Raw genomic sequence first — 22,593 nt, forward strand, 5'->3', positions numbered from 1 at the left:
ATCCCGCTCGTTGAACATGGCGAGCATCACAGCTTTCTCCAAATTCAGCCGTCTTGACACCTCAATCGCGGATTCCTTCCTTTCGCTGTAGCGGTCTGTCAGATGCGCCGAGATGCCCCGAGTGAGCAGTGTGAATTTCACCAACTCCTCGGCGACGTCAACGATCCGATCATAATAGGGGGACGGCTTCATCCGTTTCGACGACTGCGTCCACATGGCGGCCTTAACCAGCTTGCAGAATAAGCCGCGATTGTTCCCATCAATGCGTAGCTTGAGAAACCTTATCCGGAGTGATACAGTATTTCCTCGGGCCATCGACAACCACCCGATGAGCCTTCGAGGCCAAGCGTTGTTTCTCTCCATTTCGGAGTTGGAACATGTCTTGTGCCAGCGCGACTTCTGCATCGATAAATCACGCGAAACTCAAAACGACGTCACGCCAACGCCTAAAGCGGCCTTGGCTGCGCCTCTTTGGACGGTTGACGGCATTTTCTCGGTATTTTGAGCGACTGAACTCGCGTCCAGAACTGCTCGACCTCAATGACCATCTGCTCGCTGACATCGGTCTATCGAGGCAGGATGCCGGCCAAGATACCCTCAGGTCCTGTCGGACGCAGCTAACATTGTGGCATGTCCACTGATGACGGCGTTCGCGTTCCGTAAAAGCATGTCCTGACGTCCAGTACGTAAATCGCGAAAATCTTTAACGTAGCGCACCGATGACGCCTGCGATCGTTGATCGGCTCGAAGATTGAAGCTGGCCGAGGAATCACGACATTCCTTGTGCCGTCCTTTTTGAGGCTGGTAATCGATTTCGCACCGTTCATGATCGCAGTGGTGAAAGTCACCGTGTCCCCGTAGCGGAGCGCGTCGAACAACAATCCGTCCTGCAATCGGAAGTCTTGGGTCGAATTTGCACCGACGGTTCCAGAAGGGGCCACACAAAGTCATAGGAAAAGTAACCAGCGCTGCCGCATGCGTCGCTAGGCGGTCGCGCGGCGGACCATGTTGACATGAGATGGGTCGGGATACCGGATCGATCTTGTCTTCCGCAAATCTCCACCAAGCGTATGTGACGGATATTCTCCGAACATGTCGCGGTAGTCGCCGGCGAAGCGTCCAAGATTTATGAAGCCATACTGCATGGCAACATCGGCGATTGTCGCCATGCGTGGGTCTGCTTCGAGCAAGGCGGTATGTACCGAACACAATCTCTTGCGCCGTAAAAACGTGACGGGTCCCATGCCGAATGTTTCATGGAAAGCTCTGTGGAGACTCCGTCTAGAAACCTTCAGCCTGTTACAGACTTCCGAAATATGGATTGGCTTCAGGCTGTTTCGATCGACATAGTCTTCCACCTCTCGCACGATTTTAAGCGCTGACGCCAGAGGACCAAGCGCTTCCGCCGGAACGTTGCGGACGACAGGAAGTGTCATCATCTCGATAATCGCGCGGCGCCAAAACGCGATGGCGTCGTCCGTCAGAATCGAATGCATGGCCATCGCCTGTCGCAATATGTCCAGAAGACGCGGAATGAAACTCGAGTCCGGGACGCCGCGCAGGTGGATCTTCTTCCAGGATTCCAGATCGCAAATGCGAGGCTCCTGCGCGAAAAAGGAAAGTATGTCGCTGTCGGACAGCGATATGGTCAGGATGGACGCTCCTCCAAAGTATCGTCCTCCATATTCGACGCCCGGAGGAGTGACCAAGACGTCGCCCACGGCCATGTCGCGGGACCAGTGTACGACACGCCCCTCTGTCGATGTCAGCATTCCGATCGTTGTCCGATCCGGACTCAGGATTCCCCGTGTTCTCACGCCGACCGAGAACGAGCCGACATTGACGGGCAGGCCGTCGATCGTGAGATTTGAAATGAAGCCGCTGACACGGCCCGGATCGAGCTGGATCACTTCACTGCTGGCTCCCTTGACCGTCGAGGCGAGCTCTTCAAAGTTTGTAAGCTGCAGCGTCTTGACCGATATGCCCATCGACCCCCCCATTCCGTATCGGAAATAACCTGAAGAGCCTCCAGCGGGCGCTCCACGTTGCGACGGCCTTAGAACTTGGCTTTGATGGTGCGTCCCTGGGAAAGAGCCATGGCGTTCGTATCGATCGCGACAGGAACCGAGACCGTGAAATATCCGGCCGTACCTTCCATGCGATTGACTGCGTCGAACTCGCGGTAGACCTTGAGCCGCGTCGAGACTGGCAACTTTCCTATCTCGAATGTGTAGCCGATCGATCCCCCCAGCGCCACGACCCGCCCTTCGTAGCCGCCTAGACGGGCTCCCGTGCCGGAATCAGCGGTGAGCTGTTGGTAGTAGTAACCAACGAGGCCGAGCGTGAATTCTTTGGTGATGTATTTCGTTGCGGCCCATTCGAGATGAAATTCATCGCCACTCTTATAATCTGTGGCCGTATTGGTCTGGTTGAATGTCACGCCCATCGCCGCAGACAAATCCCAGCCGATGGCAGGATCGAGCCATGTAAAAGTGCCGAACACATCCAGTGCCGGTCGGTTGAGCGAGGCATTCGATAGCTGCCCGGCGACATAGGTTCCCGATGGGATGACGCCGCCGACGCCGAGTTGCCAGTGGAAGTTTCCGGCATGCCATCCAACGAAGGACTGCAGGAAAAAGTCGCTGAGATTGGCCTGTGAGTCCGTGACGTTCAAGCCAATCGGACCGAATCGTGGAGAGTTTACGAGGAGACTTGCATTCACGCGCGGTTCGCCGACGGGGACCGTCAGCGAGAAGGCAAGATCGCCGCCAAGAATTTTGGCTGGCGTGACCCAGAGGGTCGTCGGCAACTCGATCCAGCTTTGAGCTGAAACATTTGCAACGAGGAGACCGCCCGTCGGCAAAGTGCGTCCGCCGCCGAGTTTCCCATCGTAATAATAGAAATCATTCTGGAAGAAGACGCCGGGTGGCGGCGTTATGCCCGCGCCGGTGGCATGCGACCCCAACAGAAAAACACCGACGCCGCCTTCGGCTGCCATCACTGGCGACAAGCATGAGAACGACACCACCGAGGAAATGGCAGCAGCAAGAAACCGAGCGCGCATCGCAGAACCCCACCGACAAGCGGACTACAAATCGAGACAGAATCAACATACGCGGAAATATTTGTTCGTCACGACAATTCATCTGCGGGCGTGATCCGGCTATCGACTGTTGCAAAAGAGCGTCGTGATCGCGAAATTTTATCAATATTGTTTGGACAGTTTGTAAGGCCTGCGACGAAATATCTTAAGCCTACGTCCTGCAGAAGATAAGATTGGCACAAACTGGACATCACAAAATTGCAGAGCTTCTCTAAACTCACCAGTACATAAGGAGGAGGAGCTGCTCCGGCAGCTCGCATGCTTTTGTTAATAGGGAAGAAACGCTGACGTAGATGCGCCTGCCTGACGGCGCGCGCCAGTACACATAAGGGGTGCCAATGAACTGCGTATCACTTGCATCTATCAAAAATGGCCGTGCTGGTCGCCTTCTACTCGCCGTGACGATTGTTACGTCCGCGCTTGCCATAAATATCTCTGATGGGTCGGCGATGGGGGTCGTCCCGACATCGACCTCCCTGTTGCGACACGATAGGGAGAGCGCAATCGTTCCAATTGTCGTTGTGCGACGCGGCGCTGCGGCGCGACGAACAACAGTCGTCGGACCGCGCGGCGGCGTGGCAAGCAGGACCGTGGTGCGCCGCGGAGCCGTCGTGCGGCCCGGCGTGGTACGGCCCGGAGCGTGGGTACGGCCGACCTGGTATCGTTGGGCACCGGGCGGTGCGATTGCTGCAGGCGCTGCGCTGGGTTTTGTCACTGCGGCAACTGCGGTCGCGTGGGCCGGGGCTCCGCCGGCGCCGGGCTACTGCTGGTACTACACCGACGCGAGCAGGCAACAAGGATTCTGGGACGTTTGCCCGCGCTAGTGCCGCAAGCAAGCCGGTGGGAATGCCATGGATGTAGCATCGTTGTTGGACGAGACTGCTGACGGGTCTGTTGTCAATGGTGTGCGCAGCCGCGACATGGTGAGGATTTCCGGCGGCACGTTCCTGATGGGATCGAACCGCCATTATCCGGAAGAGGCGCCCGCTCATCGGGTCAGCGTGAGCGCGTTCTCGATAGATGCAACGCCTGTCACGAACCGCCAGTTCAAGGCTTTTGTGAAAGCGACTGGCTACGTCACGACGGCGGAGATAGCTCCCGATCCCAAGGATTATCCGGGTGCGCTGCCGCATATGCTTTATGCGGGGTCGTTGACCTTCATGCCGCCGCCCAGCGGCGTCGTCGATCTGCGCGACTGGAGCCAATGGTGGTGCTTCCTCAAAGGCGCGGACTGGCGACATCCATACGGTCTCGGAAGCAACATCAATGTCCTGGACAACCATCCCGTTGTCCATGTCTCGTTTGCCGACGCGGCGGCTTATGCGGCATGGGCCGGGAAAGAGTTGCCGACCGAAGCGGAATGGGAGTTTGCCGCACGCGGCGGCCTCGACGACGCTGAATTTGCCTGGGGCGACGAGTTCACGCCCGCTGGCCTGCATCTTGCCAACACGTGGCAAGGCGAATTTCCAATCCGGAATGACGTTGACGATGGCTACGTACGCACATCTCCCGTGAAGGCGTTCCCGCCGAATGGCTTCGGCCTGCACGACATGATCGGAAATGTGTGGGAGTGGACCAGCGACTGGTACACACCCGGGCACGAAGCCGATGCGCCGAAGGCCTGCTGCATACCGCAAAACCCGCGCGGCGGACCGGAGGACGCCAGCTATGACCCGCACCAGCCGGACATCCGTATTCCCCGCAAGGTACTGAAGGGCGGCTCGCACCTCTGCGCGCCGAACTACTGCCGCCGTTATCGCCCGGCAGCGCGCCATGCCGAGCCGATCGATACGTCGGCAAGCCATGTCGGCTTTAGATGCATCATTCGAAACTAGCACCAGACGTACGTTTTCTTTGAAAGATGGAGACTTGAATGGCCAGCGACGTCCGAACGGAACAGCCCAAAGAAGCCTTATCGCGAGACGCGGAAAACCATGCGCTCAACCGCAGAAACCTGTTGCTGGGCAGTTCAGCGATTGTCGCGGCTGTAACGCTTACATCTGCCGCACTGGCTCAGGCGCAGAAAGCGGCCCCAATCGCCAGTTCGGCACGTCGACCGAACATCCTGCTGATCCTGGCAGATGATATCGGGTGGTTCGATGTGGGGGCCTATAACCGCGGAATGATGGGCGGGGCGACCCCCAACATCGATCGCATCGCCTCAGAAGGCGCGCTGCATACCGATCATTACGGTCAGGCGAGTTGCACGGCCGGACGCGCGGCATTCATCACCGGGCAGATTCCCATGCGCACCGGCATGACCACTGTTGGCATGCCGGGCGCCAAGCAGGGACTACAGGCTGAAGATCCTACCATCGCCGATCTGCTCAAACCCTTGGGCTACATGACGTGCCAGACCGGCAAGAACCACCTTGGCGACCGCAACGAACATCTGCCGACTGTGCATGGCTTCGATGAGTTTTATGGCAACCTCTATCATCTCAACGCAGAGGAGGAGCCTGAGCAGGACGACTATCCGAAGGGAAACGAGAAATTCAAGGAGACGTTCGGTCCCCGCGGCGTTCTCGAATGCAAGGCCACCGACCGGGACGATCCGACCGAGGACCGGCGCTTCGGCCGGGTCGGCAAGCAGACCATCAAGGATACCGGACCTCTGACACGAGAGCGCATGACGACTGTCGAAGATGACCTGCTTGGGCGTTCGACGGACTTCATGGATCGCGCCACCAAGGCAGGGAAGCCGTTTTTTCTCTGGCACAATACGACGCGCATGCATGTCTGGACACGTCTCTCCAAGCGATGGGACGGCAAGACCGGGCTTGGGCTGTACTCGGACGGCATGCAGGAGCTTGATTACGTTGTTGGCGGTCTGCTGAAAAAACTGGATGATCTCGGCATCGCCGACAACACGCTGGTGATTTTCACGACCGACAATGGCGCAGAGAAGTTCACCTGGCCGGACGGCGGCACATCACCGTTCCGGGGTGAAAAGGGACTCGGTTGGGAAGGTGGCTTTAGAGTCCCGTTCCTGATCCGATGGCCCGGCAAGATCCAGCCCGGCCGTGTCTTCAACGGAATCACGTCGCATGAAGACGTGCTTCCGACGGTCCTCGCCGCAGCAGGTGAGCCTGACGTAGTCGCGAAGTGCAAAGCGGGCTACGCGGCTGGGGAAAAGACGTACAAGGTGCATCTCGATGGCTTCAACCAACTGCCCTACCTGACGGGGGAAGCCAAGGAGTCGGCGCGTGACCAGTTCGTCTACTACGGAGAGACCAGTCTCTACGCCATCCGTTACAAGAACTGGAAGGTCCACTTCGAGACAAAGGACGACTGGTTCGCAGGACACTCGGCCGCACCGACGGTGCCGCAGCCGGTCAATCTCCGCTCGGACCCGTTCGAGCAACACATGCAGGCGCCGAACTATCCGAATTATGCGGTCAACAAGCTCTGGACCGTTCTGCCGATTGCGGCCCTGGTCGAACAGCACCTTGCAACGTTCAAGGACTTCCCGCAGCGGCAATCCCCCATCGACGTCGATGTCAATGCGATGATGAAGCGCGTGATGGCGGCGGCCGCAAAAGTCAGAGGCGGAAACTAGCCTGAGTGCTCTGTTGAGCAACGAAGAGATGGCGGCGAATGAACGCCGCCATTAAACTTGGGAGGCAATCCATGAACAAGAAATTCTCGTGCAAGGCACTTCTCCTTGGTGCAATGGTCGGGATGTCCAGCCCGGCCTATGCGCAGGTCCCGCTGACCAGCTATCAAGACAGTAAGGGCTTTATCGATGTCCAGGCGCTGACATGTGCCCAGCTCATCAACACCTATCAGGAAGACGCGGACACGCTCGCCGCATGGTATAGCGGCTGGTACAACGGCCTTGCCAAGAAGCATTTCGCCCATATCACGCGGGCGAAATCCGGCGAACACCATCTCATCCTCTACTGTCGTGCTAATCCGCAGTTGAAGATCATCGAGGCCATCGACGTTCTGCTCAAGAACGAAGCCTCAAAATAATCCGCGTATAACGTTTGAAGGTCAGCGATGCGTCGTGTCATTCACCTCATTTCATCTGTCGTATTCTGGATCTGCGCATCGTCAGCCTATGCCCAGTCAGATGCGTTGCCATCCTGGAACGACGGTGGAACAAAACAATCCATCGTTGATTTTGTGGCGCGCGTGACAGCGCAAGGCAGCGCTGATTTCGTGCCGGTGGAGCAGCGAATTGCTGTCTTCGATAATGACGGGACGCTGTGGTGCGAACAGCCGATCTACTTTCAATTCGCGTTTGCATTCGATCGCATCAAGGCCATGGCGGCGCAGCACCCTGAATGGAAGACGACCCAACCCTACAAAGCGATCCTGGACGGCGATATGAAGGCATTCGCGGCGTCAGGCGAAAAAGGCCTGCTGCAAATCGTAACTGCCGCCCACAGCGGCATGACGACCGACGAGTTCTCGAAAGCGGTCATCGAATGGACGACAACCGCCCGGCATCCGCGCTTTAACCGCCCTTATACCCAGCTCGTCTATCAGCCGATGCTCGAACTGCTGGCCTATCTGCGCGCCAACGGCTTCAAGACCTTCATCGTGTCGGGTGGCGGCATCGAATTTATGCGGCCATGGGTGGAAAAGATTTACGGCATCCCGCCGGAGCAAGTGGTCGGCTCGTCTGGCACTGTCGCGCTCCAAATGGATGCCGGCGGCAAGCCATCACTTCTCAAGACACCCAAAATTGAGTTCGTCGATGACGGGCCGGGCAAGCCCGTAGGCATCAACCGCTTCATCGGCCGCCGTCCGATCTTCGCGTTCGGCAATTCGGATGGTGATCTGCAGATGCTGCAATGGACAGCGGCAGGCGGAGGCGCGCGATTCATGGGATTGGTGCGCCATACCGATGCCGAGCGCGAGTACGCCTACGACCGGCAATCGAAGATCGGAAAGCTGGACAAGGCATTGGACGAGGCCACTGCGAAAGGGTGGAAGGTCGTTGATATGAAGAAGGACTGGAAGACGATTTTTCCTTGAGATGATCGGATTACGGAAGTTCCAGAGCAGAAGCTCATGACATGAGATAGTGACCTTGAGTGGCATCGATATCTTCGCCTGGATCGTTCTGATCATCATGGTCGCCAGCGCGATTGGGGTAGTCTGCATCGCTGGCTGGCTGCCGGGGCACATCGCCGCCACACGCGGCCATCCATGGGCGGAGGCCGTGACGGTGGCCGGCTGGATCACGTTGATCTGCGGATTTGCGCTGTGGCCGATTGTATTGGTTTGGGCCTATGTAGACGTGCCCGCGCCGCCCAGAACGAAGCAATCCTGATGGGCGCCGCGATCATCAACACTTATTTGGTGCTGCTCTTTCTACTGGTGCATTTCAGGTTCGTCCGCTTCAACCTGTTTTGGAAACTGTCTCCCTTCATTGTGGCGTTGCTGGTCCTGTTCGGCTTGCTGGTGCCGATGGGGTGGGGGGCGCCGCAAGGTCCTGCCGTCGTCATCCGCAATTCCGTTGCCATCGTTCCTGATGTCGCGGGTGAAGTGATCGAAGTGCCCGTTGCGGCGAACGTTACGCTGAAGGCAGGAGACGTGCTGTTCCGGATAGACCCAACGCCCTACGCCGCCCAAGTGAAAGCGATCCAGGCGCAATCGACGCTGGCCGACCAGCGCCTGGCCCAGATGACACAACTGTTCGATCGTAACGCCGGTCGCGGCTTCGACGTCGAGCAGCGGCAAGCCGAAGCCGATCAGGCGAAAGCTCAGCTCGAAGGCGCGCGTTGGAATCTGGAGAAGACGACGGTGCGAGCGCCGGCAGACGGCTATGTCACCAACCTGGCACTGCGTAAAGGGGCACGCGTCGCCAATTTGCCGCTCGCGCCAGTGATGGCCTTCATCGATACGTCGCAAACCATCATCGGCGTCGAGATTGCGCAGAACGATGCACGCTATGTCAAACCCGGTCAGTCCGTCGAGGTCACGTTCAAGTTCATGCCGGGCAGGGTCTATGACGGCAAAGTCGAGAGCGTGCTTCAGGCCATCGCCACCGGGCAGGTGCAGACATCGGGCGCCGCTGTGACGCCGAAGACGATTCAGACCACGCCTTTCGTGGTGCGCGTCGTGCTTGACGATGCCGCGTTCGCTCATTCACTGCCGGCTGGAAGCACGGGCGACGCCGCGATCTTCACCGACAGACTTCAGGTCACGCATGTCGTCCGGCGAGTCCTGCTGCGGCAAACCGCGATTACGAACTACGTCAATCCGTTCTAGCCAAACACGTATCAACGCGCGCAGGTCGGGAGGCCACGATGTCAGCAGCCAATCCGACCCGCTTTCGTGTCGGATTTCGCACGTCTATCATCGTGCTGTTCGTCGGAATTGTGTTGTTCGTCGGTCTGGCGCTGGTCTATCTCGCCTTCAGCCGGGTCACATTGATCACGCGGTCCGCGGCGAGCTCATTCATGGACAGTGTCGCCGAACTTGCCGCCGACCGTGTCAATGGCCAGCTTAAGACGGTACGGGACAGTCTTGATATCCTCCAGGGGCTGACCTCGGTCCAGTCCGCCGCCATCCAGGACAACCCGCGATTACATATCGTGTTGGCGTCGATGCTGCGCAACAACAAACAGCTCTATAATCTCTACATGGGTTACGACAACGGGACCTTCCTGGAGATGGACTTCATCGATCGCGGAGGTGAGGGGGCAAGAAGCCGACTGGCTGCGCCGCACGATGCCACCTTCCGGCTCGTCATCATCGCAAAGAGCGGCAATGATGGCCTGACATCCACCATCACTTTTCTGTCCGACGCGTTGGTCCCCGTCAGTCAGCGTCCGGGTCCGACCGATTACGATCCGCGCAGTCGTCCGTGGTTTAGGGACGCCTTCGGTCCGAATCCCAGCCTGCTGACGGAGCCGTATTTGTTCTTCGCGACCGGAGAGATCGGCTACACGGTGCGGATGCCGATCGCCGAAGGCTTCAAAGGCGTGGTCGCTGGCGATATCCTGCTGAGCGAAGCCGAGACCATGCTGCGCAAACAGCAGCTCGGCAAGTCCGGACTGGCGTTCCTGTTCGACGATGCCGGCCGCGTGCTGGTCCATCCCGACATGTCTCAATTTATTTCCCATGCGGGAGGCGGACGATTGAGCGAGCTGCCGCGCCTTGGTGATATTGATAAGGCAGGCGTCTCGTCCGCCATCGATGCCTGGAAACGAACCGGTGTAGCGCAACAGTTCTTTCACGACAGCGATGGGCGAGTATATGCGGCGGCGTTCCGTCCCATCGAGATGTCCGGTTCCGCAAACCTGCGGTTGGGGCTGTTTGCTCCCATCGACGAGTTCTACGCCAAAATCGAGTCGGAGCGACGCGCCCTGTTTCTTGCTGCCGTCGGTCTGGTGCTGGCGGTGCTTCCGATCGCGTTTGGGCTGGGCTCTATGCTGTCGCGATCATTGGGGGCGCTCGCACGCGAGACAGATGCCATCCAACGATTTCAGTTCACCGAAACAGCGAAATGGCATTCGCCCATTCGCGAAATTGACGAACTGAGCCGTTCGGTCTTCACGATGCGTACGCTTGTCCAGACATTCTCCCACTTTGTGCCCAAACTCCTCGTCCAGCAGCTCGTCGAAACTGGAAGCGCCATGAAGTTGGGAGGAGCTCGGCGAGAGATAACCGTTCTATTCACCGACGTGGAGAATTTCACGGGAATGACCGAAGACAGAGACCCGACCGATGTCATGACCTTCACTTCGCGCTACTTCGCAGCAATGTCGGAGGCCATCATGGCGCACAATGGCATTGTCGATAAATTCATCGGCGATGCCGTGATGGGCATCTGGAATGCGCCTGTGCAGGATGACAACCATGTCCAGGACGCGTGCGCAGCGGTGCTCGCCTGCATCGAAGCGAATGCGAGGCTGAACGCAGAATTTGAACGCGAGGGATGGCCAGCCTACCGCACTCGCTTTGGCTTACATGTGGGGGAGGCCGTTGTCGGAAATATCGGATCGCCCGACCGAATGAGTTATACGGCGCTCGGCGCCACCGTGAATCTTGCTGCTCGTCTTGAGGCTCTCAACAAGAACTATGGGACATCTGTTCTCGTCAGCAGTGAAATTAAACAGCGAACGGAGGCGTTCTACCTCTTCCGCCATGTGGACGTGGTGAAGCCCAAAGGCTTCGCAGCAGAGGTAAGTATCTACGAATTATTGGACTGCCGTCGGTCAAGGGATAACGATTGATTCGGGCTTAGTGCATCGAACGCGGGAAGAATTGGGACGAGATGGATGAGCGGGCGGGGAGCTCGGGAGGACCGAAGGCGAAGCCCCAATAGATGGTAGCTTCGCCGACTTCACAATCCCTAGAATTTCAGCCCCGTCGGCTCGACGGCGACGATCTCGGAATCCAGACTATTTCTCCAGTCATACGAGCCGATCGGATTTTCCGATTCTTCCGGATCCCAGCGTCCCTCGGGTTCATGTTCCGGTGGAAGCGAATCCGTTTGACCCGCCTCTCGCAGGAGACGATGCCGACAACGGTCGCGCCAATGCATCGCTTCTTTGTTCTCCGTTGGAGACAAAAGATCGAGAATGCGCTGCGGGCAGAAATCTGACACTGGACCTTCGTCTTCAAGAATGCCGCTGAGCTCGTACATGTTCTCGCCCGATGCAGGCTTGGGCATGACCAGAAGAACGCCACCATCGACGACGTCGCCGGTCTGCAACGCAATGGCTACGCTGTGTTCGCCACGGTCGTTGTAGTAAATTTGGAAATCGAGGACGTCGTCGCCGAACTCTTCGTCCAGATGGGCCTCGATGGCCTCGCCGATGTCCCCAGATATCTCGACGGTTTCGCGCATGTCGAACGCATTGCCCATATGAATTCCTCCCTCTGCCTCCCGCGAAAGATAGCGAGGTCTGGCGCAAGCAACGAAACCGCTCTGACGCGTGAGGAACTCGCTCATGCGAGCTTTGGATTGGAGTGTCGAATCGTCCTAGATTCCACCGACCACGTAGGCTGGACAGCATCTGAAATGCGAGTGGAAACGCCCCTGAAATGACGCGCCACGCGCCCAGAAAGTTCTCAGACGGCTCCGCTGAATTGGTTTATGCGATCGACGCCGCCGGTAAGATTCGACACATTTCCGAAGTCGAACGGGGATACGCCTGCGACTGCACATGTCCGGCCTGCGGAGCGATGCTGAACGCCAGGAAGGGCCCCGACAATGTCCACCATTTCGGGCATCGCTCGTTTTTCTCGTGCGCCAACGGCCCTGAAACGGCGCTGCACAAACTGGCTAAGGAGATTATCTCGACGGAGCGAAGACTGCTCGTTCCAGAAGTGAAGGCTATATTTGGAGAGCAGTCCTCGCTGATACACCAGAGAAAGCTCGTCTGCTTTGACGAAGTCGTCGAAGAGGCCCGGCATCTGAGCCAATTGGTGCCGGATATCCATGCCAAACTGGACGAGCACCATCTCTTCGTCGAGATCTACGTGACGCATGCATGCGATGAACTGAAACGCGAGAATCTCCGAGCCAATGGCGTCGCCGCTGTCGAGATCGACCTGTCTCGGCTTCGAAGAGACTCGGAGAGGTCCGTGGTTCGGGATGCGGTCATCGAAAAGGCTGACCGACAGTGGCTATTTCATCCGAGGATAGACGCCGCGGTTGATGCAATGCGAATAGCACACAGGGCAAAAGTGAATGCACAGCGAAAGCAATTCGACGATGAGGTTTCAGTCCGTCTCCGCAGGTATGATGCCGGTCTGACGGAGTTGGCAATTCGAAAGGTCGCCTCACCCGACAACACCAAGGAATTCTTCAGGATTGGTCTCGGCAATCACATCGGTTGCTCGCTTGGCGGATCGGGCGGCTTCACGGTGACCGAGAGGGAGTGGCAGTACCGCGTTCTCCGTGTATTCATTCCGAAAGATGACGTGCGGCGCTCTTTCCGCCATCAGGCGATCTTCGAGTGGATCAAGGACAAAAAGCTTCTGCGCGCTGGTTTCCATTATGTGAGACCTGAGCTGGAGGAAGCGATGCGAGAGCGTAACTCTCAGTTCCTGAGCCCGTACCGAGCCATTGAGGCCTATCTTGATGAGCTCGTTGGTCGCGGTGTGCTTCAAAAAATCAAGTCATATTCGCTTTCGGAGGCCGTGTTCACGAAGCTCATGGACTTGCGCGAAAGCATTGATCGGAAACACCAGCGTAGGACGAGCCTGGTCGAGCGCATTGAAAAACTCCTAGAACGCCTGCCGGAGAGCGAACTGGATGATTTCTCTTTGAACGACTGGATGTGGCAAGTTCAAGAGGACGGCATGTCGTTCGGCGAGGCCATCGAGGCCGACGACGAGAGCTTCGACGCGATGCTCGTACCGCTCCGCAAGATCGAAGCGATGATGTTCCGGAAGGGCGCTGCGGTCGCGTATTCATTGGGGCTTCCTATCGGTGCCGAGCAGGCACGCCAGATGGAAGCAAGAAAACGGGAAGCGGACGACAGGGAGGCAGCAAAGCAAGCGGAGGCGGTCCGTCGGGAAGAGGCTTTACAGAAGGCCGCTGCCGACCGTGGCGATGCTCTCGGGCTTACCGCAGCAAAGCACGGAGACGAATGGGTCTCCTGGATAACCATCGGACAGCCCGAACTCGACGGAATGACGCCGTTGGCCGTTGCTATTTTGGGACAGGAGGGCGCGGATAGGGCGCGCCGTCTGCTTCAAAGCCTCATCGAGAGGCGCGACGAAGAATGCGCCAGAAACGCCGAGATTGAGAGATGGAAATCCGAACTCGAGCGGGAGGTCTTCGGGCTTCTTAAAGACAGGACCCAGCCATTCTTGGATTCGCCATATGCTCTCGGACCAAGTGGAAAGAAAGTGAAGCCGCGGGACTACTGTGTGTCGAAGGAAACGTTTGAGGAATGCCTCAAATTGGCAACGAGCATAGCAAAAAAGAAACGATAGGTTCTGACCGACCTCTGGAAGGAAATTTACTTCGCCGGCGCAGCACTGGACGCCGGGGCGACCTGATCGACGACTAACCGGGCAGGGCTGCAGAAGTACACAACAGCGAAAACCGCAAGGGCATCCGCACTACCAAACTCGTGCTTGGTGCAAGGTTACAGCTCTTTTGGCGTCTTACGGTGCCATAAACGGCTTTTGAGGAGGCTTAAGCTACCATGCCGCCGCGAAGCCGGTTCACCACCGCGCCGCCGTTTGCCGTCGAAGATGCAAGCCAAACCCGTCGACTACGCTGGTCAAGGATTAGACGACCGACGATCCACGAATCCGGAAACGCTCGCCACGAGGAGCCAGCGGCCCTCTAAGGCGAACACCCATGGGCGATCAGCATAATTCACTTGTGATCGCACAGCAGAATAAACGTGTACCTGCACGAATTTGCCCGCCAAAACGCGTCCGCCTTTTGTGGGGTGACGCGGCTGTCTTATGTGGTCGATTGAATCCCACAACCAGCTTCAGAGGATCGTCAGCCAGGGCCGACGGAGCCAGCGAGCAAACGCGTCGATCATATGTGGGGTAGCGCGACGATCATTTGCGATGAAATGCAGACTTATGTGGGGATCAACATTAAGAGAACTGAAACTGGGACCACACGCCAATATCTCTGATTCGCATAAGGTATATTATGGAATATATTATCCCATAGCGATCCCAGAGACTTAGCTCAAATTGTTGCGATATCCAGTCGACCGACCAGCCATTCGAGCCAGTTTGTGGCCCCACATCATTGCGGCCCATATAACCTCAGCCGCCGAAATATCTGACTTGATCGAGGTCCGCGATCAATCCCGGCTGCGTTGGTTGCCAGTCGAGTCGCTGCTGCGTCCAGTCGCTGGATGCCGGCGCATCCATCGATGCGAAGCCTGCGAACCAGCCGAAGTGATCGGCGGCTTCAGCCGGCGATTTCGAGACGATTGGCAGGTTCAGGTGCCGACCGATGACCTCGGCTATCTCACGGAATACGACGCCTTGTTCGGCGCTGGCGTGATACCGAATGTCGGCGGAACCGTGCTCGAGGACGAGCCTGTAGAGCCGGGCGACGTCCAGCCGATGTGCGGCGGGCCAGCGGTTGAGACCGTCGCCGAAGTAGGCCGAGGCGCCCTTCTCCCGCGCGATATTGATCAGCATCGGCACGAAGCCATGGTCGCCATCGCCATGGACCGATGGCGGCAGCCGGACCGACGAAGTACGCACGCCGCGTGCCGCCAGACGTTCGGCGACCTGCTCCGATACGCGCGGGCTTGGCGACGCGCTCGACGGGCCCATGTCTTCGGTCGCCAGACGTCCGGGCGCGATGAAGGCCATGCCCGAAGTTACGATCAAGGGCCGCTCGGAGCCTGCCAGCACATCGCCAAGCGTCTCGATGGCACGTGCGTCGATCGCGCAGTTTTCCTTGAATTTCGAGAAGTCGTGGATGAAGGCCGTATGGATCACGCCGTCTGAATTGGCAGCCCCGGACCGTAGGCTGTCCAGATCTTCCAGATCGCCGCGATGTATCTGGGCACCCGCGTCGGCCAGCGCCTTGGCAGATGTATCCGAGCGCGCGAGACCGAGCACCTGATGACCGGCGCCGATCAATTCCTGAACCACCGCAGATCCGACAAAGCCCGAAGCACCGGTAACGAAGACACGCATGTGATATTCCTCTCGTGAATGCGCGGATGTATCGGTCCTGCGGTACAGTGCGTGAAGCCGTGACGTTATACGGGTATGGCGACTAACAGGCTGAGCATGACGGTCACCGAAACAACTTCCGGCGCTGGCTCCAATCCGCTTGGCGCTTATCTCAGGGATCGCCGCGCCAGGCTCGATCCCGTGGCGTTCGGTTTTTCGTCCGAGCGCCGCCGCACGCCGGGCCTGCGGCGCGAGGAAGTCGCGCAGCGCGCCAATGTCAGCGCCACCTGGTACACATGGCTGGAACAAGGACGCGGCGGCGCGCCATCGGCCGATGTGCTCGACCGGATTTCACGCGCACTGGAATTATCGACAGTCGAGCGCGAGCATCTGTTTCTGCTGGCGCAGCACCGGCTACCCGAGGTGCGCTTTGCGCCGTCCGATATCGTCACACCGACGCTGCAGCGCGTGCTGGATTCGATGGAGTTCAGCGCTGCCGTCGTGCGCAATGCGACCTGGGACATCGTGGCCTGGAATCGTGCGGCACTGGCCGTGCTTGGCGACTATCCGAACATCGCGCCCGAAGACCGCAACGTCCTGCGCATCCTGTTCTGTCGTCCGAATGTCCGCACCAAGATGCCGGACTGGGAGAATGATGCACGTTTCGCCGTGGCGGCATTTCGCGCCGACATCACGCGCAGCGGCGCGTCGCAGCGCGCCCAGACATTGATCGACGAGCTCTGCCGCATCAGCCCCGACTTCGCAGCCATGTGGCATGACAACGATGTCGGCAGTTACGGCGAAGGCCGCAAGCATGTGAACCATCCCGTCGTCGGGCCATTCACGATGAGCTATTCGACATTTTCGGTCGACGGTCAGCCGAATTTGGGCATGGTGGTCTATACGCCGGAGACGGCTGCAGATGCCGAGCGGATGAAGGCGCTGATCGCGGCGAAGGGCTAGGTGCGTAGCGACAATCTCGTCATTCCGGGATTCGTCATGACCGGCTTGCCGGTCTAGACGAAGGCCCGGAATCTCGATGTGTTTTCACTAGGTCGGGATTCCGGGTTCGCGTGCGCGAAAGTACGCCCGCGCCCCGGAATGACGAGTTTCTTGCTACGGATATTTCGGCAGCAAGCCATGCGCGGCGAAGCCGCCATCGACGTTGAGAATGTGGCCCGTCACGAAGCTCGACTTGCTGTCATCCAGCAGGAACATCGCGGCACCAGCGACCTCCTCCGGCTCGGCATAACGCCGCTGCGGCACCACCTGCATCCAGCCTTCCCGCGTTGCCACCGTATGCATCTCCTGCACCATGGGCGTCTCGAACGGGCCCGGCGCAATGGCGTTGACGCGGATCTTCAACGGCGCCAGTTCGCAGGCCATCACCTGGGTCAGCGTGACGACGCCGCCTTTGGATGCGCCATAGGCCGAGCGCTCGATATTGCCGCGCAGCCCCGACACCGACGCCACATTCACGATGGCGCCGCCGCCATGAGCCTTCATCAGCCGCGCAGCTTCCTTGGCAACGGCAAAGGTGCCAACCAGATTGATGTCGAGGATCTCGCGAAACAGTTTCACCGAGGTCTCGAAGAACGGCACCTGACGGCCGATACCCGCGGAATTCACCAGGCCACGCACCGGGCCGAAACCGGCTTCGCAGTCCTGCAGGCCGGCAATCACGGCGTCTTCATTGGCCACATCCATGACGACGGTTTTGGTCACACCGGCTTTGATGGCGTCGACCTGGGCCTTGGCGGCATCCAGAGCAGGCTGGGTGAGGTCGGCGAGCAGCACTTTCCAGCCCTCGCCCACGGCCGCCTTGGCGATTGCCAAACCGATTCCCGATGCGCCGCCGGTGATGATCGCTACGCCGTGATCCCTATTCATATGCTGTCCTTGCGTTTCCTCCACCGGTCCTGGCTGCCGGCGGCTTCAGTCGCGCGATGCTTCCCACAAATTCGCGCGGTGCAAAAGCCATGCGCGGGCGTCCTCTATTGGGCCTTGGCCGTTGGTCGCACGGCGAAAAGGCTTGACCGGGCAGCCCGGGCATGATGACCAGACGGCAAGGGCCCTTGGGCCTCACAAAGGCAAACAAAGAAGTGGTTGGGAGAAACAAAATGACGATTTCACGCCGGACTCTGTTGAAGGCATCGGCCGCTGCGACCGCATTTGGCGGCGTCAGCATGCCGTTCATCGCGCGCGCGCAGCAGGCCGAATACGTCTACAAATACGCGAATAACCTGCCCGATACGCATCCGATGAACATCCGCGCCCGCGAGATGTCGGCGGCGATCAAGACCGAGACCAACGGCAAGGTCGACCTGCAGGTATTCCCCAACAACCAGCTCGGCTCCGACACCGACATGCTGAGCCAGATCCGCTCCGGCGGCGTCGAGTTCTTCACGCTGTCCGGCCTGATCCTGGCCACCTTGGTGCCGGCCGCCTCGATCAACGGCATCGGCTTCGCCTTCCCGAATTACGACACGGTCTGGAAGGCCATGGACGGCGATCTCGGCGCCTATATCCGCAAGGAGATCACCAAGGCCAATCTCGTGGTCATGGACAAGATCTGGGACAACGGTTTTCGCGAAATCACCTCGTCCACGAAGCCGATCAAGAGCCCCGACGATCTGAAGGGCTTCAAGATCCGCGTGCCGGTGTCGCCGCTGTGGACCTCGATGTTCAAGGCGTTCGACAGTGCGCCCGCCTCGATCAATATCAGCGAAGTCTATTCGGCGATGCAGACCAAGGTCGTCGAAGGCCAGGAAAATCCGCTGGCGATCATCTCGACGGCGAAGTTCTACGAAGTGCAGAAGTTCTGCTCGCTGACCAACCACATGTGGGACGGCTACTGGTTCCTGGCCAACCGCCGCGCCTGGGAGAAGCTGCCGGCCGATCTGCGCGACATCGTCGCCAAGAACATCAATGCCGCCGGCATGAAGGAGCGCGAGGACGTCGCCAAGCTCAATGCCAATCTGCGCGGCGAGCTGGAATCAAAGGGGCTGGCCTTCAATGAGCTCGAGCCCGGCCCGTTCCGCGACAAGCTGAAGTCGGCCGGCTTCTACAAGGAATGGCAGGGCAAGTATGGCGACGAAGCCTGGGCCATCCTTGAGAAGGCCGTCGGCAAGCTCGGCTGATCGGAACCAATATGGCCGTGCATGACATCTCCGCCCTTGAAAGCGGCGCGTCCAGCGTGGAGAGGGCGCCCCTCTCCCGCCGCGACGCCATCCTGACCTCCATCGACCGCGCGCTCGGCCATCTGGTCGAGATTCCCGCGGCGCTGTTGGTGGTGGCGGAGGTGATCATCCTGTTCATCGGCGTGGTCGCCCGTTACGGCTTCCACCGTCCGCTGATCTGGTCCGATGAACTGTCCTCGATCCTGTTCCTGTGGCTCGCCATGCTCGGTTCCGCCGTTGCGTTCCGGCGCGGCGAGCATATGCGGATGACCGCGCTGGTGGCGTCGGTCGGTCCCCGAATGTGGGCCTTTCTCGACGTCGTCGGGACCTGCGCCGCACTCGCCTTCCTCGTGATGATCGTCGCGCCGTCCTTCGAATACGCCTATGAGGAAAGCTACATCACGACACCGGCGCTGCAGATCGCCAACAGCTTTCGCGCGGCCGCGCTGCCGGTCGGCATCTCGCTGATGATCGTCTTCGCGCTGCTGCGGCTGCTGCGCTACGGCCAGGTCCGCACCGTGCTGACGGCGCTGGGTACCGTCGTGGCGATCATTGGTCTGTTCTGGCTCGCCGAGCCGCTGTTGCGGACGCTCGGCAATCTCAACCTGATCATCTTCTTCGTCGGCGTCGTGGCGCTGTGTGTGTTCGCCGGCGTGCCGATTGCCTTCGCTTTTGGCCTCGCGATCTTCGGCTATATGGCACTGACCACGCACACGCCGATGATGGTGCTGGTCGGCCGCATGGACGAGGGCATGAGTCATCTCATCCTGCTGTCGGTGCCGCTGTTCGTGTTCCTTGGCCTGCTGATCGAGATGACCGGCATGGCGCGCGCCATGGTGGCGTTCCTCGCCAGCCTGCTCGGCCATGTCCGCGGCGGCCTGCATTACGTGCTGATCGGCGCGATGTATCTCGTCTCCGGCATTTCCGGCTCCAAGGCTGCTGACATGGCGGCGGTAGCGCCAGTGCTGTTCCCGGAAATGAAGGCGCGCGGCGCCAAGCCGGGCGATCTCGTCGCCCTGCTCTCGGCGACCGGCGCGCAGACCGAAACCATTCCGCCGAGCCTGGTGCTCATCACCATCGGCTCGGTCACCGGCGTGTCGATCTCGGCGCTGTTCACCGGCGGCTTGCTGCCGGGCGTCGTGCTGGCGATCACACTCGGCGCATTGGTGTGGTGGCGCTATCGCGGCGAGGACCTCAGCCACGTCAAACGGGCTTCCGGGCGCGACATCTTCAAGGCTTTCATAATCTCGGTGCCGGCCATCGCGCTGCCCTTCGTGATCCGCGCTGCCGTGGTCGAGGGTGTGGCGACCGCCACGGAGGTCTCCACCATCGGCATCGTCTATGCCGTGCTGGCGGGCCTGTTGATCTATCGCCAGTTCGACTGGAATCGGCTGAAGCCGATGCTCATCGATACGGCCTGCCTCTCCGGTGCAATCCTGCTGATCATCGGAACCGCGACCGGCATGGCCTGGGGCCTGACCCAGTCCGGCTTCTCGCGCTCGCTGGCGGCGGCCATGACGGGCCTGCCGGGCGGCGGTGCGACCTTCATCGCGGTCTCCATCGTGGCCTTTGTCATCCTTGGCAGCGTACTGGAAGGCATCCCCGCCATCGTGCTGTTCGGCCCGCTGCTGTTCCCGATCGCGCGGCTGGTCGGCGTCCACGAGGTCCACTATGCGATGGTGGTGATCCTCGCCATGGGCATCGGATTGTTCGCGCCGCCCTTCGGCGTGGGCTATTATGCCGCCTGCGCCATCGGCCGTGTCGATCCCGCGGAAGGCATCCGGCCGATCCTCGGCTATCTGCTGGCGCTGCTGATCGGCCTGATCATCGTGGCAATCTTCCCATGGATATCGATTGGATTCCTTTAAGATACGTTCTTTCAGAAGGTTACGGTCATCACCTCGCGTAATTTTGGAAGATCATTTCTGTGATAATCTGATAGATGAAATATCTTACATAACCTACTGAACTAAATATAGGAGTCTTAAAAATGATCCCAGATCAGGGCGCCTATAGCGTCGGCCTCGACCAGACTCCGGCCAACTTCGTGCCGCTGTCGCCGCTGAGCTTTCTCAAACGCAGCGCGGCGGTTTATCCAGACCTCACCAGCACGGTCTATGAGGGCCGCCGTTTCACCTGGGCGCAGACCTATGAACGCTGCCGGCGCTTTGCCTCGTTCCTGACGGGGCGCGGCATCGGACGGGGCGACACCGTCGCGGCGATGCTGCCGAACCTGCCGGCGATGAACGAAGCGCACTTCGCAGTCCCCATGGCCGGCGCCGTCCTCAACGCCCTAAACATCCGGCTCGACGCCGCGGCCATCGCGTTCCAGCTCGACCATGGCGGCGCCAGGCTGCTGCTGGTCGACCCTGAATTCTCCGGCGTGATCACCGAGGCCCTCGGCCTCATGACCGGACCGAAGCCGTCCGTGATTGACGTCGACGACGCGTCCTTCGCCGGCGGCCAACGGATCGGGGAACTTGAATATGAAGCCGCCCTTGCCGAGGGCAGTCCCGATTTCACCAGCGCGTTCCCGCTCGACGAATGGGACGCTATCGCACTCGGCTACACCTCGGGGACCACAGGCAATCCGAAAGGCGTCGTGACCCATCACCGCGGCGCCTACCTCAACGCAGTCTCCAACATTCTCGCGGCCGGTCTCGGCCAGCATCCGGTCTATCTGTGGACCCTGCCGATGTTCCACTGCAACGGCTGGTGCTTCCCCTGGACGGTCGCGGCGAGTGCCGGCGTCAATGTCTGCCTGCGCAAGGTCGATCCGACCAAGATCTTCGCGCTGATGCGCGAGCATGGCGTCACCCACATGTCAGGCGCGCCGATCGTCTACAACACGCTGATCAATGCGCCCGATGCGCCGGTTTATTCCGGCGGACCTCTGGTGCAAGGCTCGATCGCCGGCGCGCCGCCGCCGATGGCCGTTTTGTCGGGCGCCGAGAAGATCGGCATCAAGCTGACCCATGTTTACGGCCTGACCGAAGTCTACGGGCCCGCCTCGGTCTGCGCCGAGCAACCCGGCTGGGATGCCCTGCCCGCCGATGAGCGCGCCAACCTGAAGCGCCGCCAGGGCGTACCCTATCACCTGCAGGAAGCCGTCACGGTGATCGATCCCGAAACGATGCTGGAAGTGCCGCACGACGGCGAGACCATTGGCGAGGTCATGTTCCGGGGCAATATCGTGATGAAGGGCTATCTGAAGAACGAGAAGGCCACCAAGGAGGCCTTCGAAGGCGGCTGGTTCCACACCGGCGATCTCGGCGTGCTCGATGCTGCCGGCTACGTGACCATCAAGGACCGCTCCAAGGACATCATCATCTCCGGCGGCGAGAACATCTCGTCAGTGGAAGTCGAGGACGTACTCTACAAACATCCGGCCGTGCTGTTCGCAGCCGTGGTCGCCAAGCCCGATGCGAAATGGGGCGAAGTGCCGTGCGCTTTCGTGGAGCTGAAGGCAAATGCCGCGGCGACGGAAGCCGACATCATCGCGTTCTGCCGTGGGCAGATGCCGGGCTTCAAGACTCCGAAAGCCGTGGTGTTCGGTGTGATCCCGAAGACGTCGACAGGCAAGATCCAGAAGTTCCTGCTGCGGGATCAGGTGAAGTCGACGGGGTCGTTTAGTAGCTGATTGCAGCAAACTCGTCATTCCGGGGCGGGGTCTCGGCGAAGCCGAGAGCACGAGCCCGGAATCCCGTTATGTTCAAAACACTTCTGGAT

The 22,593-nt window shown here is 59.5% G+C and carries 18 protein-coding genes and 1 pseudogene; 13 read left to right on the top strand and 6 right to left on the bottom strand.

Translation table 11 applies throughout. The features are described from left to right. Window positions 1-30: 30 nt before the first annotated feature. Window positions 31-198 (bottom strand): annotated as a pseudogene (locus HP556_RS30330) (arsenical resistance protein ArsH); the annotation flags it as partial. A 179-nt stretch (window positions 199-377) separates the two neighbouring features. Between HP556_RS30330 and HP556_RS30605 the strand changes: the two are divergent. Beyond that, complete coding sequence (locus HP556_RS30605; protein ID WP_175369035.1) at window positions 378-641, top strand: DUF1127 domain-containing protein; 264 nt, start codon at window positions 378-380, stop codon at window positions 639-641. Window positions 642-983: 342 nt separating this feature from the next. Here HP556_RS30605 and HP556_RS25580 read toward each other — a convergent pair whose 3' ends face one another. Next, on the bottom strand, window positions 984-1,988 hold the full coding sequence (locus HP556_RS25580) for a helix-turn-helix domain-containing protein (RefSeq protein WP_175369036.1): 1,005 nt from the start codon (window positions 1,986-1,988) through the stop codon (window positions 984-986). A gap of 68 nt (window positions 1,989-2,056) precedes the next feature. Next, entirely contained in the window at window positions 2,057-3,064 is a 1,008-nt protein-coding gene (locus HP556_RS25585; RefSeq protein ID WP_175369037.1) for a SphA family protein, read from the bottom strand. A 959-nt stretch (window positions 3,065-4,023) separates the two neighbouring features. Here HP556_RS25585 and HP556_RS25590 point away from each other — a divergent pair. The 7 genes from HP556_RS25590 (at window position 4,024) to HP556_RS25620 (ending at window position 11,298) form a co-directional block, all read left to right on the top strand. Beyond that, the gene (locus tag HP556_RS25590) at window positions 4,024-4,938 is read left to right on the top strand and encodes a formylglycine-generating enzyme family protein (RefSeq protein WP_175369139.1); all 915 of its coding nucleotides are present in this window, start codon (window positions 4,024-4,026) and stop codon (window positions 4,936-4,938) included. A 38-nt stretch (window positions 4,939-4,976) separates the two neighbouring features. Further along, window positions 4,977-6,662: an arylsulfatase gene (locus HP556_RS25595; protein WP_175369038.1), complete on the top strand. Its 1,686-nt coding sequence runs from the start codon at window positions 4,977-4,979 to the stop codon at window positions 6,660-6,662. Between the two features lie 71 nt (window positions 6,663-6,733). Then, a complete protein-coding gene (locus tag HP556_RS25600) occupies window positions 6,734-7,078 on the top strand; it encodes an HdeA/HdeB family chaperone (protein WP_175369039.1) in 345 nt (114 codons plus the stop codon). A gap of 27 nt (window positions 7,079-7,105) precedes the next feature. Then, the gene (locus HP556_RS25605) at window positions 7,106-8,089 is read left to right on the top strand and encodes an HAD family hydrolase (protein WP_175369040.1); all 984 of its coding nucleotides are present in this window, start codon (window positions 7,106-7,108) and stop codon (window positions 8,087-8,089) included. A 55-nt stretch (window positions 8,090-8,144) separates the two neighbouring features. Further along, window positions 8,145-8,387, top strand: a complete 243-nt coding sequence (locus tag HP556_RS25610; protein WP_175369041.1) for a DUF3302 domain-containing protein — start codon at window positions 8,145-8,147, stop codon at window positions 8,385-8,387. Beyond that, window positions 8,387-9,328, top strand: coding sequence for an HlyD family secretion protein (locus HP556_RS25615; RefSeq protein WP_175369042.1), 942 nt, complete (start codon window positions 8,387-8,389; stop codon window positions 9,326-9,328). Before HP556_RS25610 ends, HP556_RS25615 begins: the two co-directional genes overlap by 1 nt. A 38-nt stretch (window positions 9,329-9,366) precedes the next feature. Further along, the gene (locus HP556_RS25620; RefSeq protein ID WP_175369043.1) at window positions 9,367-11,298 is read left to right on the top strand and encodes an adenylate/guanylate cyclase domain-containing protein; all 1,932 of its coding nucleotides are present in this window, start codon (window positions 9,367-9,369) and stop codon (window positions 11,296-11,298) included. 119 nt (window positions 11,299-11,417) lie between these two features. On the opposite strand, the gene HP556_RS25625 is transcribed toward HP556_RS25620, so the two are convergent. After that, window positions 11,418-11,933: a hypothetical protein gene (locus HP556_RS25625; protein ID WP_175369044.1), complete on the bottom strand. Its 516-nt coding sequence runs from the start codon at window positions 11,931-11,933 to the stop codon at window positions 11,418-11,420. A gap of 179 nt (window positions 11,934-12,112) precedes the next feature. Here HP556_RS25625 and HP556_RS25630 point away from each other — a divergent pair, with 179 nt between their 5' ends. Further along, on the top strand, window positions 12,113-14,014 hold the full coding sequence (locus HP556_RS25630; RefSeq protein WP_175369045.1) for a competence protein CoiA family protein: 1,902 nt from the start codon (window positions 12,113-12,115) through the stop codon (window positions 14,012-14,014). A gap of 801 nt (window positions 14,015-14,815) precedes the next feature. Here HP556_RS25630 and HP556_RS25635 read toward each other — a convergent pair. After that, window positions 14,816-15,706, bottom strand: a complete 891-nt coding sequence (locus HP556_RS25635; protein WP_175369046.1) for an SDR family oxidoreductase — start codon at window positions 15,704-15,706, stop codon at window positions 14,816-14,818. Between the two features lie 96 nt (window positions 15,707-15,802). Here HP556_RS25635 and HP556_RS25640 point away from each other — a divergent pair, with 96 nt between their 5' ends. Beyond that, window positions 15,803-16,648, top strand: a complete 846-nt coding sequence (locus tag HP556_RS25640; RefSeq protein WP_175369047.1) for a helix-turn-helix transcriptional regulator — start codon at window positions 15,803-15,805, stop codon at window positions 16,646-16,648. Window positions 16,649-16,801: 153 nt separating this feature from the next. On the opposite strand, the gene HP556_RS25645 is transcribed toward HP556_RS25640, so the two are convergent. After that, window positions 16,802-17,575: an SDR family NAD(P)-dependent oxidoreductase gene (locus HP556_RS25645; RefSeq protein WP_175369048.1), complete on the bottom strand. Its 774-nt coding sequence runs from the start codon at window positions 17,573-17,575 to the stop codon at window positions 16,802-16,804. 230 nt (window positions 17,576-17,805) lie between these two features. Here HP556_RS25645 and HP556_RS25650 point away from each other — a divergent pair, with 230 nt between their 5' ends. From HP556_RS25650 to HP556_RS25660, 3 genes are all read left to right on the top strand, one after another. Beyond that, window positions 17,806-18,825: a TRAP transporter substrate-binding protein gene (locus tag HP556_RS25650; RefSeq protein WP_175369049.1), complete on the top strand. Its 1,020-nt coding sequence runs from the start codon at window positions 17,806-17,808 to the stop codon at window positions 18,823-18,825. Between the two features lie 11 nt (window positions 18,826-18,836). Then, window positions 18,837-20,732 (top strand): TRAP transporter large permease, encoded by a 1,896-nt coding sequence (locus tag HP556_RS25655; RefSeq protein ID WP_175369050.1) that lies wholly within the window; start codon window positions 18,837-18,839, stop codon window positions 20,730-20,732. A gap of 122 nt (window positions 20,733-20,854) precedes the next feature. Further along, the gene (locus HP556_RS25660; protein ID WP_175369051.1) at window positions 20,855-22,504 is read left to right on the top strand and encodes an acyl-CoA synthetase; all 1,650 of its coding nucleotides are present in this window, start codon (window positions 20,855-20,857) and stop codon (window positions 22,502-22,504) included. The last annotated feature ends 89 nt before the right edge of the window (window positions 22,505-22,593 follow it).

The sequence above is a fragment of the Tardiphaga robiniae genome, assembly GCF_013359755.1.
Lineage (GTDB): Bacteria > Pseudomonadota > Alphaproteobacteria > Rhizobiales > Xanthobacteraceae > Tardiphaga > Tardiphaga robiniae.

Bases quoted from the DNA above. Each gene is read 5' to 3' on its own strand.
- HP556_RS30605 (WP_175369035.1), top strand. From the start codon at position 378: ATGTCTTGTGCCAGCGCGACTTCTGCATCGATAAATCACGCGAAACTC.
- HP556_RS25580 (WP_175369036.1), bottom strand. From the start codon at position 1,988: ATGGGCATATCGGTCAAGACGCTGCAGCTTACAAACTTTGAAGAGCTC.
- HP556_RS25585 (WP_175369037.1), bottom strand. From the start codon at position 3,064: ATGCGCGCTCGGTTTCTTGCTGCTGCCATTTCCTCGGTGGTGTCGTTC.
- HP556_RS25590 (WP_175369139.1), top strand. From the start codon at position 4,024: ATGGTGAGGATTTCCGGCGGCACGTTCCTGATGGGATCGAACCGCCAT.
- HP556_RS25595 (WP_175369038.1), top strand. From the start codon at position 4,977: ATGGCCAGCGACGTCCGAACGGAACAGCCCAAAGAAGCCTTATCGCGA.
- HP556_RS25600 (WP_175369039.1), top strand. From the start codon at position 6,734: ATGAACAAGAAATTCTCGTGCAAGGCACTTCTCCTTGGTGCAATGGTC.
- HP556_RS25605 (WP_175369040.1), top strand. From the start codon at position 7,106: ATGCGTCGTGTCATTCACCTCATTTCATCTGTCGTATTCTGGATCTGC.
- HP556_RS25615 (WP_175369042.1), top strand. From the start codon at position 8,387: ATGGGCGCCGCGATCATCAACACTTATTTGGTGCTGCTCTTTCTACTG.
- HP556_RS25620 (WP_175369043.1), top strand. From the start codon at position 9,367: ATGTCAGCAGCCAATCCGACCCGCTTTCGTGTCGGATTTCGCACGTCT.
- HP556_RS25625 (WP_175369044.1), bottom strand. From the start codon at position 11,933: ATGGGCAATGCGTTCGACATGCGCGAAACCGTCGAGATATCTGGGGAC.
- HP556_RS25630 (WP_175369045.1), top strand. From the start codon at position 12,113: ATGACGCGCCACGCGCCCAGAAAGTTCTCAGACGGCTCCGCTGAATTG.
- HP556_RS25635 (WP_175369046.1), bottom strand. From the start codon at position 15,706: ATGCGTGTCTTCGTTACCGGTGCTTCGGGCTTTGTCGGATCTGCGGTG.
- HP556_RS25640 (WP_175369047.1), top strand. From the start codon at position 15,803: ATGACGGTCACCGAAACAACTTCCGGCGCTGGCTCCAATCCGCTTGGC.
- HP556_RS25645 (WP_175369048.1), bottom strand. From the start codon at position 17,575: ATGAATAGGGATCACGGCGTAGCGATCATCACCGGCGGCGCATCGGGA.
- HP556_RS25650 (WP_175369049.1), top strand. From the start codon at position 17,806: ATGACGATTTCACGCCGGACTCTGTTGAAGGCATCGGCCGCTGCGACC.
- HP556_RS25655 (WP_175369050.1), top strand. From the start codon at position 18,837: ATGGCCGTGCATGACATCTCCGCCCTTGAAAGCGGCGCGTCCAGCGTG.
- HP556_RS25660 (WP_175369051.1), top strand. From the start codon at position 20,855: ATGATCCCAGATCAGGGCGCCTATAGCGTCGGCCTCGACCAGACTCCG.